Here is a 13301-nt window from a genome sequence, read left to right as displayed (position 1 = left end):
GGAGATAGATCAAGGGATGAAAGTTCTCCCCTCCTCTCTCTTACTAAGTATCGTAGCGACATTCGACTCCATAATTGGCGATTTTCTTAAGGATTTAATCACTAGAGACCCTGCCTCTATAGACTTTGGAGATAAGTCTTTCTCCTATCGCGAGCTGTTCAAGACCAAAGAGATCGAAACTCTCAAAAACAATATTATTGACGACGAAGTAAACCGACTACTTCGCGATTCTCATAAAGAGCAAGTGAGATATATTGAGAAGCTCTCTCAAACAGAGATAATCAATCACCACGAGCGCTGGAGAAATTTTTACGAGGTTTTCGAAAGACGAAACCAGTATGCACATGCGAATGGGGTGGCAACAAGAGCTTATTTAGAAAAACTTAAGCGCGAAAAATATCCTTCTGAAGATATCGCTATTGGATCGAGGCTCGAGCTTTCCACTTCTTATCTTCACAAAGCGGTAGATTACCTAATCGAATTCGGAACCTTGCTTTCCTTTGTTATTTGGCGAAAGGGTTCAGATGACCCCAATCCAGCATTTGGAGCGCTTTCCGATGCCTCGTACTTTTACATCACCAAAAAGCGCACCAAATTGGCCGCGTGGCTATTGGACTTCGCGCTTCACAAGCAAAGTCGGAAAGGTGTAGAAGAGATGCGCGTCCGTCAGATGTACGTAAACCTCGCGAACGCGTTGCGAAAAATGGACAAGAAGGAAGATTCCGAGAAGGTCCTTGCTGAACTTGATTGGAGTGCTACAAGTATCGACTTTCGAATATGCATAGCTTCTATACGCGAAGATGTTGAAGAAGTTATCCGACTTTTACCTGCTGCAGCAGCGTCCGAAGATATTTCAATCGATGCCATTCGAAATTGGCCGGTATTTGATTGGGTTCGGTCCAATGATAAATTTCGAGACAAGTTTTTTGAAGTCTTCGGAGAACAATTGATTATAGATTTTGAAAGTTCCTTGCAAGAGATGCCTGATAAACCGAAGCGTGATGTCCCTGAAAGTACGGTTCATTAACGCCTTTGCCCAGCTAGACAATCTTGAGCGTTGTCGCTCCTCGCTCGCCGCCGCGAGGGCAAATTAATATGGACACCAACAATCGCGCCGTAGGTCTCGCCTCCTTCTTGACCACCTTTTCCGGCATAGCCTCAGCCACTCTCGCTTACGCGAAGGCGATCTGTGATGGCCACTTTGGTATTGGCGCTAAGCAATCGCCCATATAAGAGGCTTTCGCCTCAGGGGCCTGCTCGCACATGCCTTAGGAAGTCACCTCTCCACCGCACAATCTTTGGTCGAACAGGTAAACCGCACCGGATAGCATCCGGAGCGGGCACCAGACCACACTCTCACTCCGCCGACTCTGCTTGTCTAGCCAGCATTGGTTTGAGATACCGCCCCGTGAAGCTCGCCTCGGTCGCGGCGACCTCTTCCGGCGTGCCTTCGGCCACGATCTCGCCCCCGCGCACGCCGCCGCCCGGACCCAGGTCCAGCAAATAATCCGCCGTCTTGATGACATCCAGATTGTGCTCGATCACCACCACGGAATTACCCTGGTCCACCAGCCGGTGCAGCACTTCGAGGAGTTTGCGCACATCCTCGAAATGCAGGCCGGTGGTCGGCTCGTCGAGGATGTAGAGCGTCTGTCCGGTGCTGCGGCGGGACAATTCCTTGGCGAGCTTCACCCGCTGCGCCTCGCCCCCCGATAGCGTGGTCGCCTGCTGGCCGACCTTGACGTAGCCGAGGCCCACCTCGTTCAGCATGTGCATTTTATCGCGGATGGGGGGGACGTTTTCGAAGAAGGTTTCCGCATCCTCCACCGTCATGTCGAGCACGTCGGCGATGGAGTGACCCTTGAACTTCACCTCCAGCGTTTCGCGGTTGTAGCGCTTGCCGTCGCATTCCTCGCAGGTGACGTAGACGTCGGGCAGGAAGTGCATCTCGATCTTGATCAGGCCGTCGCCCTGGCACGCCTCGCACCGGCCGCCCTTGACGTTGAAGCTGAAGCGGCCGGGCTTGTAGCCGCGCGCCTGCGCTTCGGGGAGGCCGGCGAACCAGTCGCGGATCTGGGTGAAGGCGCCGGTATAGGTGGCGGGGTTCGATCGCGGAGTGCGGCCGATGGGGGACTGGTCGATCTCGATCACCTTGTCGCAATGGTCGAGCCCGGTGACCTTGTCGTGCGCGCCCGCCACGATGCGCGCGCCGTTCAGCGTGCGCGCGGCGGCGGCGTAGAGCGTGTCGATGGTGAAGCTCGACTTGCCCGAGCCCGATACGCCGGTGACGCAGGTGAAGGTGCCGAGCGGGATCGAGGCGGTGACGTCGTTCAGATTGTTCGCGCGGGCGCCATGGACGGTGATTTGCTTGCCATTGCCCTTGCGGCGTTCCCCGGGCACCGCGATCTCGCGCCGCCCGGTGAGGTAGTCTGCGGTGAGCGATTTCCTGGACTTGAGCACCTGCTTCAGCGTGCCTTCGGCCACCACCTCGCCCCCGCGCACGCCTGCGCCGGGGCCGAGATCGACGACGTAATCCGCGGCGCGGATCGCGTCCTCGTCATGCTCCACCACGATCACCGTGTTGCCGAGATCGCGCAGGCGCTTGAGCGTTTCCAAAAGCCGGTCGTTGTCGCGCTGGTGCAGGCCGATGCTGGGCTCGTCGAGCACGTAGAGCACGCCCGACAGCCCGCTGCCGATCTGCGAGGCGAGGCGGATGCGCTGGCTCTCCCCGCCCGACAGCGTGCCGCTGGTCCGGTCGAGATTGAGGTAATCGAGCCCGACATTGTCGAGGAAGCCCAGCCGCTCGTTGATCTCCTTGAGGATGGCCTTGGCGATCTGCGATTGCTGGTCGTTCAGATGCTCGGGCAGGCCGAGGAACCAGGCCTTTGCGTCGGCGACGCTCATCTTGGTGGGGGTGGCGATGTCGGTGACGCCCGAAGGCCCCGGGATCTTCACCGCCAGCGCCTTTTCGTTGAGCCGCTTGCCATTGCAGGTCTCGCACGGCTGCGCGGTCTGGAATTTGGACAGCTCCTCGCGCATCCAGGCGCTTTCGGTCTGGAGCAGACGGCGGTTCAGATTGCCGATCACGCCTTCGAAGGCCTTCTTGACCGTGTAGCTCTTGCGCCCGTCCTTGAAGGTGAGCGGGATGGCGCGCCCCTTGGTCCCGAACAGAATGATGTCGCGGATTTCCTTGTCGAAATCCTCCCACGGGGTTTCGAGGCTGAACTCATATTCCTTGGCGAGGCTGGCGAGAACCTGCATGTAATAGGGCGATGGCGGGTTGGATTTCGCCCACGGCACCACCGCGCCCTTCTTGAGGGTCAAAGCCTCGTTGGGGACGACCAGCTGGGGATCGAACAATTGCTTCTCGCCGATCCCGTCGCAGGTCGGGCAGGCACCCTGCGGCGCGTTAAAGCTGAACAGGCGCGGCTCGACCTCCTCGATGGTGAAACCGCTGACCGGACAGGCGAATTTTTCGGAAAAGACGATGCGATTGGCGGGCAGGCCAGCGCCCTTCATCGCGCCGCCACCCTCACCTTCATTCTCGCGCCCCGGCACCACGCCATCGGCAAGGTCGACATAGGCCAGCCCGTCGGCGAGGCGCAGGGCCTGTTCGAAACTGTCGGCAAGGCGCGTTTCGATGCCTTCCTTCACCGCCAGGCGATCGACCACGACTTCGACATCGTGCTTGAACTTCTTGTCGAGCGCGGGTGCTTCTTCGATCGGGTACATCTCGCCGTCGATCCGCACGCGGGTGAACCCGGCCTTCTGCCATTCGGCGAGCTCGCGGCGGTATTCACCCTTGCGCCCGCGTACCACCGGGGCGAGCAGATAGAGCCGCGTGCCTTCGGGCAGGGCCATCACGCGATCAACCATGTTCGACACCGTCTGCGCCTCGATCGGGAGGCCGGTGGCGGGCGAATAGGGCACGCCGACACGCGCCCACAACAGGCGCATGTAATCGTAGATCTCGGTCACGGTCGCCACGGTCGAGCGCGGATTGCGGCTCGTCGTCTTCTGTTCGATCGAAATCGCCGGAGACAGCCCGTCGATATGTTCGACATCGGGCTTCTGCATCATTTCGAGGAATTGCCGCGCATAGGCGCTCAGCGATTCCACATAGCGCCGTTGCCCCTCCGCATAGATCGTATCGAAGGCGAGGCTGGACTTGCCCGAGCCCGAAAGCCCGGTGATCACGATCAGCGCATCGCGCGGCAGATCGATGTCCACGCCCTTGAGATTGTGTTCGCGCGCACCGCGCACGGAGATTTTGGTAAGAGCCATGAGTCGGGCGTGTTCCGCAAATGTTCGTTATCGTCAAGGCGAGGCTTAGCGCGCGTCGAGAACCTTAACGGTCGAGCGGCTCGCATCGGTCCCATCTGGGTAGGATCGCGGTGAATTTAAGGGTGTTGCGCAATTTGCGAACGTACCGTTAACCTTTATTGCCCTAGGATCGTCTCGTTTCCGCCAAAAAAGAGCGACCTCGGTCCGGGTGTAAACGAAGAGCAAATCGCGGAGGGAGACCGGGATGGCAGACGAAGCGCAGACTTTGCCGAATGGCACCTCCACCGATCAATCGGTGCCAATCAGCGAGCGCGCGGTCCGGCGTCAGAAACTGAGCCTGGTGCTCGAAATCGAGAAAAAAGCGCAGATCGCCAATGCGGTATGCTGGCTGATGATGGTTTTTCGCGGTCTTCCAGCTCGACGATCCGAACGCCTTCGCAATCCCGCTCTTGAGCCGTTTCATCGCCAGCCCGCTTACCCATTTCAGTTTCAAGCGCGCCCGCGCCACTCTGGCGGCGGGCGGCACGGGGTCGGAAGCGATCCGTCCGGTCGCCGTCGCGCTCGTCGTGGGCGGTGCCAGCTGGGCAAGCATGCTCCCTCCCCTGTTCGACGTATCGCTGAACCAGCCTGCGGCGCTGTTGATTTTCGGCGCGCTGGTGGCCGGGATCACGATCATCGTCAGCATGCTGGCCCCGGTCCCGATCCTGGCCTTGACCTTTGCGGTTGGATTTCAGGTGACTGCCACGGCGCTGTTGTTTCTCGACCCGCCGGATAGCCACGATTGGGGCAGCCTGATGGCGATCGACGCGCTGTTCCTGGTCTTTCTCGCTTATGCCTTTGCCGCCACCAATCGCCAGGAAGAAACCGCGCGGACGCTGGTGACGAACCGTATGCTGACGCAGCGCCTGGAAGCATCGCTGCGCGAGGTCGAGCAATTGGCGTATCGCGATCACCTCACCGGCCTTATGAACCGCCGCTCGTTCTTCCGTTTCGCCGAAAAGCTCGATCCCGACCGGACACGACATGTGCTGACGATCGATCTCGACCACTTCAAGGCGATCAACGACACGTTCGGTCATGCGACCGGCGATCTGGTCTTGGAACGGGTGGGTGCGGCCTTGCGCGACGTGGTATCGGGGCTGGACGGCGACGACCATTGCGCGGCGCGGACCGGAGGCGAGGAATTCGTCATGATCCTGGACATCGACGACATGGAACGGACCGCCAGCGTGGCCGAGCAGATCCGCTTCGCGATTGCGGGCCTGTCCGCCGGAATGGCCCATGCCGAGCTTAAGACCTCGGCCTCGATCGGTGTCGGGGAATGGGCAGCCCGCGACGATCTCGACGAAGTCCTCGCGCGCGCCGACAGGGCAACCTATCGCGCCAAGGCGGCGGGCCGCAATCGCGTGGAGCGCGCGGCTGCCTGAGGTGGTCGCCAGGATGGCGAGCTAGAACAGCGTCTGGGGGCGCGGCACGTCCAGCCCGGCCTGCTGCGCGATCATGCCGATCCAATGGCCGACCTGCGCGATCTCCTCTTCGGTGACGGCACTGCGCGAGCGGGCCGCATCCGCCGCTTCCTTCGCGGCGAAATCCTCACCCGATTTCGCGTGGCTGGTAAAGAGCTTGCCGGTGGCGATTGTCTCGGCAGTGCCCTCTTCCATTGCTATTCCCAAATGCTTGGACACGGCGCTGAGCGTGCGTGCCTTCTCCCTGCCGAACACATCGCCATCCAGCACGGCCAGCCGATCGCCGAAACGCTGTTGCTGGAGGGCAAACCAGCGCTGCGCCAGAAACCAGGCGAGCGCCGCCGCCTGAAGATCGGTCATCGCGAATTGTTCGCGCCTGTCCATTCCCAGATCCATGCCGGCATAGGATTGCATTTCGAGATAAAGCAGCCGTCCCCAGCGCCGCCCCATCATGCCCTTGCGGATGACTGCCGCCAGGAAGGATGGCAGCGGATTGGTCATCAGAACCGCGCGCGCTTGCGGCAGAGCGGTCAGTATCGCCGGGATCAGCGCATTGGCATGATTGGTCGGCTTGACCACCACGGCGCTTTCGCCGGGAAAGCTGCGGGCCAGCAGTTTCAGCACCGGCGCGAGCAGCGCCGCGCCCGGCCGGCCCGGTTCCACACCCGCCCCCGCCAGAGCGGCCAGGATATGCGGTTCGTTCAGGCTCGCCATCGCACCCGGTCGATCGAGCGCGCGCGCCAGCAGGGTCGACCGGCAAAAGGCAGTGTGGAAGATGAAATGGATCGGGCCGGTTTCGGGCTGCATTGCCGCGACACGGTCGAGCGCAAGCCATGCCTCGCCTTGCGGACCGCTCGGCTCGCGATCGGCGAGAAACCCCGCATCGCCGAGAGACGATCGTTCCAGTTTGAGGAACTGCATCCGGTTTCGCGTCCAGTCGATCCGGTGCGGGATCCAGCTCGGATCGCGAGCGATTTCGGCGGCTTCGAGGGCGGGATTGCTCATATCGGCCTGCCTAGCGCGGCTGAAACGGCGCGCAAGGGCCGTTTAAAGGCCACTCACCCCCGAAGCGTGGTCGAACAACGGCGAAGCGAGGACCTTCGACCCCTTTCACCCGTTGATCAGGTATACAGGGGGCCTAATGTTCGTGCCGAGTGACGAAACCGTCGCATCAGCCGTTCGTATCCAGGCTCCCGAACTCAGAACGTTTTCGGAGCACCCCAAGCCCATGTCCGCCATTCCCAGCCATAGCGCGCCAGACAGGCAAAAGCCATCGCGCACGCCGTCCGATTCCGCCGATCGGGTCCGCCGGATGCTACAGGATCTCGACATGCCGCTCGACGGTCTGCCGACGAACCGCGTGCCCGAAGCGGACAGGCGTCTCGCCGCCGCGCGGCGCGAACGCGAACGCCGGATCGAACAACAGCAGCGCAACGATCTGTCCCGCGCCCGGCGCGCGGCCAGCAAGGTCTTCGGCGTGAAGCCAAGCAAGTCCTCGCGCAAAGCCGCGACGGCCATGTTGACCGCAGGCGCCGTCGGTCTTGCCGCATTCACCAATCCGTTCGGGCCAAGCCGCCCCTTCGGCGGCACGGCCGATACGCACGAAGTGTTCGAAGACCCGACCCAGTCGCGGCTCGCCGCGCACAAGATCGGGACCAGTGCCGAATTCAAGCGTGCGCTGATCGAAGAAGAGGGCGTGCGGTACATCGTCTATCGCGATGTCGCAGGCTACCCCACGGTCGGCGTCGGTCATCTGATCGATCCCCAGGACGGCTTGCGGGTCGGCGACCGCGTATCGAAGCAGCAGATCCTCGAATTTCTCGAAATCGATCTGGCCGAGGCGGAGCGCCATGTGCGCGAACTCGTCGGAGACCTGCCGCTTTATCAGCACGAATTCGATGCGCTCGTCGATCTCGTCTACAATGTGGGTCCGGGCAATGTCGCCGAAGACGAAAGCCCTCGCCTCAACGCTGCCATTCAGGCGCGTGACTACGATGCGATCGCGGCCGAGCTGAATTACACCCACGCCGCCGGACAAGTCGCGCGCGGTCTGGAGTTCCGGTCCGAGCGCCGGGAAAAGATGTTCAGCGAGGCGTCCTATGAGGATCCGCGCGAGAGCGCCGCCCGCTCCACCGTCTGAGGCAATTCGTGAGCCATCGCCTCTTCGTCGGCATCCGGCCCCCTCCCCCGATCCGCGACATGCTGATCGACCGGATGGAAGCGCTGGATGGCGCGCGCTGGCAGGATGACGACCAATTGCATGTCACTCTGCGCTTCGTCGGCGAAGTCGATGCCCGCCAGGCCGACGATCTCGTCGCTGCGCTGGCGAGCGTTCACGGCGATCCCTTCCCGCTTTCGCTGGCCGGGATCGGGCATTTCGAGCGCAAGGGCCGGGCGCACACGCTCTGGGCCGGTCTCGGCGAGAGCGAGGCGTTGCGACAATTGCAGAGCCGGGTCGAAATGGCCTGCCGCCGAGTCGGGCTTGCTCCCGAAACGCGAAAGTTTGCGCCGCACATCACGATCGCTCGGCTGAACGGTGGCACTGCTCCGGTCGGCCCCTGGATTTCCGAACATGGCGATCTCGCCAGCCAGCCCTGGATCGTCGATGGATTTACTCTGTTCGAAAGTCACCTAAGTGCCGCCGGCGCACTCTACGAACCCGTCAGACGCTATGCGCTGACCCGCTGAAACCCCTACCCTGCGATTGCTACCGTCCCGATGCCGAAATACCTGCCCCTTCTTCTTTCTACCCTCGCCATGGCCTGCTCGCCCGTTCCCGACGGGGAGACTGCCGAACACGCGTTGGCGATGCGCACGCAATCGGGGGGCGGCGCCGATGCATCGCTGCTCGATGCCATGAACGAGGAGCCGGAAGACTGCCTGCTGATGGTCTGGTCGAACCAGCAAAGCCGCGACATCGAATTCGATCGCGCCAACGATCTGGTCGATGGCGGCGCGATCTCCTGTGCGACCAATACCAGCGCCAGCCAGTTCCAGGCCGCAATCGATGCGCTGCGCGCGGCGGCCCGTTCGGGCGACAAGGCGCGCATGCTCGAACAACTGGGCCTGCCGCTGCTCTATATCGACCGCGATGGCGAGCAGGTCGAGCTGGACGACGACCAGATCGACGCGCTGTACGACGAAGTGTTCGACGCCCGCCTGATCGGCGCGATCGAGCGCCTCGATTTGTCCCAGATGACGGTGGTCCCGGAACGCGGCGGCTTCTTCGAGCTGGGATCGATCTGGCTGGTGGTCGACAAGATGGGCGCGCGCCCTCGGCTCGTCACCGTCAATCGCCAGGCGCTGGACGAGGCGGCAGGCGCGGCGCGGCGCAAGGCGCAGGACCGCCAGGGCGAACCCGTCCCCGATTTGTGAACCGCTCCGCTCGTCCACATGCTTGCAATCGCCATCAATCCGCTGTTCAAGCGCGATCAGATACAAACGTAACCATCCTCGCCTCCGCGATCCGCGCCGGGGCGCCCTATTCGAGTTGGAGAGATATGTATGAAGGCCCAGATCCTGGCCACTACCGCCGCAGCAGCCTTGCTGGCCGGTTGCAGCACAACCATGACCGATAGCGCAATGGCCCCGGAGGGCGATGCCGCGCTGGCGAATGCGGACATTCCCGAAGGCACCGGCTATTTCGCTTCCGACAGCACGCTGCCCTTCCTCGCCCCCGATTTCAGCGCGATCTCGGAAGACGATTACATTCCCGCCTTCACGCAGGGCATGGCGATCCAGAAGGCCGAAGTGCAGGCCATCATCGACAATCCCGCGGCGCCGACTTTCGCGAACACCATCGTGGCGCTCGAAAAGTCGGGCCGCATGCTCGACCGCGTCGGCAACGTCTTCTTCGCGCTGACGGGTTCCAACACCACCGATCGCCTGACCGAGATCGAGACCGAGATCAGCCCCAAGCTGACCGCGCACTACGACAGCATCACGCTGAACCCCGCGCTGTTCCAGCGTGTGAAGGCGGTCTACGACAATCGCGCGGCGATGGCGATGACGGTGGAAGACGCCAAGCTGCTCGAAAACACCTATGAAGGCATGGTCCATGCCGGCGCTTTGCTGACCGACGCGCAGCGCGAACAGGTCAAGTCGATCAACTCGCAGCTTTCGACGCTCACCACCGATTTCTCGCAGCGGGCGCGCAACGCCATGGCGGATCAGCCGGTGATTTTCGACACCCGCGCGGAACTGGCCGGCCTCAGCGATGGCGACATCACCGCCGCCGCCAATCTCGCCACGGAAAAGGGCTATGACGGCAAGTTCGCCGTCGCGCTCCAGAACACGACGCAGCAGCCGCTGCTCCCCGCGATGGAAAACCGCGCGGCGCGCGAAAAGCTGTTCAACGCCAGCTATCACCGTGCCGACGGCACCACCGATATCGATACGCGCATGCTGATCGCCCAGATCGCGGAATTGCGCGCGCAGAAGGCGGCCCTGTTCGGCGAGCCCGACTGGGCGAGCTACGCGATGTGGGACCGGATGGCGGAAACGCCCAAGACCGCGCTCGACTTCATGGAACAGATGGTCCCCGCCCTGGCCGCAACGCAGCGGCGCGAGGCGGCGATGCTGAACGCGGCGATCGCGGCCGATGGCGGCGACTACACCGTGAAACCGTGGGACTGGTATCGCTACGCCAACAAGATCAAGGCGGAGCAGTACGATCTCGACGAAGACGCGGTCATGGAATATTTTCAGATCGACAAAGTGCTGGAAGATGGCGTGTTCTACATGGCCAACCAGCTTTACGGCCTGAATTTCGAGCGCCGGACGGACCTGCCGGTCTACCACCCCGACGTGTCGGTCTACACCGTGTTCGACCGGGACGGATCTGAACTCGGCCTGTTCTATTTCGATCCGTATCAGCGCCCCTCCAAGCGCGGCGGTGCATGGATGAGCAATTTCGTGGAACAGAGCGATCTGTGGGGCACCAAGCCGGTGATCTACAATGTGCTCAACATTCCCAAGGCGCCGGAAGGCGAGCCGCAGCTGGTCAGCTTCGATTGGGTGAACACAGCGTTCCACGAATTCGGCCACGCGCTGCACGGCTTCTTCGCCGATCAGCGTTACGAGAGCCTGTCGGGCACCGCCACGGCACGCGATTTCGTGGAATATCCCAGTCAGGTCCATGAAATGTGGGCCACCTGGCCGAGCGTGCTGTCGAACTATGCCAAGCACTACAAGACCGGCGAGACCATCCCTGCCGAAATGATCGAGAAGATCGAAGCGGCATCCAAGTTCAACCAGGGCTACGATTTCGGGGAGACGGTGGAAGCCGCCCTGCTCGACATGAAGTGGAGCGCGCTGACCCCGCAAGAGGCCGCCGCGCTCGACACGCCCGAAAAGGTCGACGCGTTCGAGCGTCGTTCGCTCGAAGAGCTGGGTCTCGAAATCGATCTGGTGCCGCCGCGCTATCGTAGCACCTATTTCAACCACATCTTCAGCGGGCCGACCGGTTATTCAGCGGGCTATTACAGCTATCTGTGGACGGAGATGCTGGATCGCGACAGCCGCAAATGGTTCCGCGAGAATGGCGGGCTGACGCGCGAGAATGGCGATCACTATCGCGACACCGTGCTGAGCCGTGGCGGAACGATGGATTACTTCCAGATGTTCCAGAACTTCGCCGGACGGCAGCCCGACGTCACGCCGATGCTCGAAGCGCGCGGATTGATACCGGGTGACGAGGCGGCGGACAGCGAAGTCGCCGATGACGGCCCCGCCACGGTCGGCGATGCAGGCGGCGCGGGCGGCGACGTCGTGCGCTAAGCCGTCATTAGCGATGCAAACGGGAAAGGGCGGGCTTCTGTCCGCCCTTTTCGTTTGAAAGCGGATGATTTGGACAGAATATTTCGCCACGGTGATCAATTCGACCGACAACTATCGCCGACCGTAATTTTGCGACATCAAATATATAAACTGTTTTAACTTTGCGAATAATTGATTTGGAGCAGACCGCTCCTCCCGGTACCAATCCCATAACGGGTAAAAGCCCGTTTCTTGGGAGAGTACTGATGAGAAAATACCTGCTTGCGGCGGCTGTCATGGCTGGCGTCCCCGTCGCGATCGTGGCGCAAAGCGCGCAGCTCCAGCCCGGTGAAGAACCGACAAAGGCCGTCTCCGTCGCCGATACGGGCGGCAAAAAGATTCCCAACACCTGGATCTGCGTGCTCAAGCCCGGCGCGGCCAGCGGCAATCCCGGCGCGCAGGCGGCCCGGTCCGCCAATGTCGGTGGCGGGCGCGTAACGCACGTCTTCGAAGGTGCCTTCGAAGGATTCACCCTGCGCATTCCCGATCGCGCCATCGCCAAGGTCCAGGCGAACAACCCCAACATCTCCTATTGCGAACAGGATCAGGTGATGGCGATCGCAAGCGAGGGAAAGGCCTCGATCGCAGCGGTTTCGGCGCAGGGCGATACGCTGCCCTGGGGCGTGTCGCGCGTGGGCGGCGGCAGCGGGTCGAACTTCCGGCGGGCCTGGGTAATCGATAGCGGCATCGCCAGCCATCCCGATCTCAATATCGACACCAGCCGTTCGCGCAGCTTCGTCTCCGGCCTCGGCTATACCGACACCAACGGCCACGGAACGCACGTCGCAGGCACCATCGCGGCGCGCGCCAATGGCGGCGGCGTCGTGGGCGTGGCGCCCGGCGCACCGGTCGTCTCGCTGCGCGTCTTCGACGGCAGCGGCAGCGGCTCGAACTCGGCGGTGCTGTCGGCGGTCAATCACGTCTACAATTACGGATCAGCAGGCGATGTCGTGAATATGAGCCTTGGCGGCGGGATCAGCACCACGCTCGACAATGCCGTCCTGCGCGCGTCCAATCGCGGGATCTATTTCGCGCTTGCCGCCGGGAACGAAAGCCAGAATGCGAACAATGTCTCGCCGGGCCGCGTCAATGGCAGCTATATCTGGACGGTATCGGCCTTCGACATCAACGACCGGTTCGCCAGTTTCTCGAACTTCGCGAACCCGCCGATCGACGTGTCGGAGCCGGGTGTCGAGATCGTTTCCACCTATCTCAACGGCAGCTACGCAACCCTTTCGGGAACGTCGATGGCCACGCCGCATCTCGCCGGGCTGATCCTCCAGCGTTCGGTCCGCAATGGTGGGCGCGTGACGGGGGACCGGGACAACAATCCCGACATCATCGGCATCAGATAAGCCGAACCTCCGATAAAAGCGGTCGGGTCTCCCTCGGGGGATCCGGCCGTTTCGCGTCAGCGCCCCGGCTCTCCCTTGCCCCGCCAGGCGAGGGAATTGCGGTTCAGATCGGCAAGGTCTTCTGTCCCGGCGATCGCGCCTTCGCCCAAAGCCATGGCGCGTTCGAGCAGCTCGTCCGATGCGTTGCGATAGGCGGGCGCGGGGATTTCGAGGTCCCATTTATCGCCGACCGCATTGTCCAGCAGGATACGCTGGAAGCAGTGGTCCTCGAAGACCGGCCAGCCGCGCTGGCGAGCGAGGTCCGGCAGGCGATCGCGGGTCAGGGCGAACCAGCGCCGGGCGGTGTTTTCTGATGCCATCACCGCCTAACGCTCGATCG

The 13301-nt window shown here is 62.0% G+C and carries 11 protein-coding genes; 7 read left to right on the top strand and 4 right to left on the bottom strand.

Going from position 1 to position 13301, the window contains the following annotated elements; genetic code table 11:
- On the top strand, positions 1–1027 hold a 1027-nt coding region (locus A3736_RS06380), incomplete at its 5' end, for a hypothetical protein (RefSeq protein ID WP_233999284.1).
- Positions 1028–1356: 329 nt separating this feature from the next.
- Here A3736_RS06380 and uvrA read toward each other — a convergent pair.
- Positions 1357–4284: an excinuclease ABC subunit UvrA gene (gene uvrA, locus A3736_RS06375; protein WP_067680558.1), complete on the bottom strand. Its 2928-nt coding sequence runs from the start codon at positions 4282–4284 to the stop codon at positions 1357–1359.
- Positions 4285–4447: 163 nt separating this feature from the next.
- Positions 4448–4747: a hypothetical protein gene (locus A3736_RS17030; RefSeq protein WP_156502016.1), complete on the bottom strand. Its 300-nt coding sequence runs from the start codon at positions 4745–4747 to the stop codon at positions 4448–4450.
- Between A3736_RS17030 and A3736_RS06370 the strand changes: the two genes are divergently transcribed.
- The gene (locus A3736_RS06370) at positions 4734–5711 is read left to right on the top strand and encodes a GGDEF domain-containing protein (protein WP_067680555.1); all 978 of its coding nucleotides are present in this window, start codon (positions 4734–4736) and stop codon (positions 5709–5711) included. The genes A3736_RS17030 and A3736_RS06370 overlap by 14 nt on opposite strands.
- A gap of 21 nt (positions 5712–5732) precedes the next feature.
- On the opposite strand, the gene A3736_RS06365 is transcribed toward A3736_RS06370, so the two are convergent.
- Complete coding sequence (locus A3736_RS06365) at positions 5733–6755, bottom strand: hypothetical protein (RefSeq protein WP_067680552.1); 1023 nt, start codon at positions 6753–6755, stop codon at positions 5733–5735.
- Between the two features lie 223 nt (positions 6756–6978).
- Here A3736_RS06365 and A3736_RS06360 point away from each other — a divergent pair, with 223 nt between their 5' ends.
- The 5 genes from A3736_RS06360 (at position 6979) to A3736_RS06340 (ending at position 12922) form a co-directional block, all read left to right on the top strand.
- A complete protein-coding gene (locus A3736_RS06360; RefSeq protein WP_233999282.1) occupies positions 6979–7890 on the top strand; it encodes a lysozyme in 912 nt (303 codons plus the stop codon).
- An 8-nt stretch (positions 7891–7898) separates the two neighbouring features.
- Positions 7899–8438 (top strand): RNA 2',3'-cyclic phosphodiesterase, encoded by a 540-nt coding sequence (gene thpR, locus A3736_RS06355; RefSeq protein ID WP_082851345.1) that lies wholly within the window; start codon positions 7899–7901, stop codon positions 8436–8438.
- 30 nt (positions 8439–8468) lie between these two features.
- Positions 8469–9125, top strand: coding sequence for a hypothetical protein (locus tag A3736_RS06350; RefSeq protein ID WP_067680549.1), 657 nt, complete (start codon positions 8469–8471; stop codon positions 9123–9125).
- A 129-nt stretch (positions 9126–9254) separates the two neighbouring features.
- Positions 9255–11528, top strand: a complete 2274-nt coding sequence (locus tag A3736_RS06345) for a M3 family metallopeptidase (protein WP_082851344.1) — start codon at positions 9255–9257, stop codon at positions 11526–11528.
- 245 nt (positions 11529–11773) lie between these two features.
- Positions 11774–12922, top strand: a complete 1149-nt coding sequence (locus A3736_RS06340; protein WP_067680546.1) for a S8 family serine peptidase — start codon at positions 11774–11776, stop codon at positions 12920–12922.
- Between the two features lie 56 nt (positions 12923–12978).
- On the opposite strand, the gene A3736_RS06335 is transcribed toward A3736_RS06340, so the two are convergent.
- Positions 12979–13281: a GCN5-related N-acetyltransferase gene (locus A3736_RS06335; protein ID WP_067680543.1), complete on the bottom strand. Its 303-nt coding sequence runs from the start codon at positions 13279–13281 to the stop codon at positions 12979–12981.
- Positions 13282–13301 lie beyond the last annotated feature (20 nt).

The sequence above is a fragment of the Erythrobacter sp. HI0063 genome, assembly GCF_001635685.1.
Lineage (GTDB): Bacteria > Pseudomonadota > Alphaproteobacteria > Sphingomonadales > Sphingomonadaceae > Qipengyuania.
The sequence above is the reverse complement of the archived record's forward strand: the minus strand, read 5'-3'. Positions and strand labels throughout refer to the sequence as shown.